This is a genomic window from Nocardia sp. TBRC8007 (assembly GCF_056629435.1).
Window position 1 is genome coordinate 1 of record NZ_JBWSOR010000189.1, and the last position, 351, is coordinate 351.

Genomic DNA, 351 nt, shown 5'->3' on the forward strand with positions numbered 1-351 from the left:
GCGGTGTTCGATGCCCCCACCGTCGCCCGGCTGGTCCCGCACCTCGACGACGAGGTGGTGGTGCGGCCGGTGTTGGCGGTGGCCCGGCGGCCGGAGCCGATACCGGTGTCGTTCGCGCAGCGACGGTTGTGGTTCCTGCACCGGTTCGAAGGCCCCTCGGCCACCTACAACATCCCGTTGGGGGTGCGGCTGACGGGGGCGGTGGAGGTGGCGGCGTTGCGGGCGGCGCTCACCGATGTGGTGGGACGACACGAAAGCCTGCGGACGGTGTTCGCCGAGGTCGACGGGGCACCGGTACAGCGGGTCCTCGCGGCCGGGCAATTCGACGTCCCGGTGGAAGTAGCCGACGTA

General features: G+C 71.5%; 1 protein-coding gene. It reads left to right on the forward strand.

What is annotated here, in order from left to right; all coding sequences use genetic code 11:
- Positions 1-351: condensation domain-containing protein (locus tag ACX4ZE_RS23235; RefSeq protein ID WP_480275598.1), on the forward strand; the 351-nt coding region annotated here is incomplete at both ends.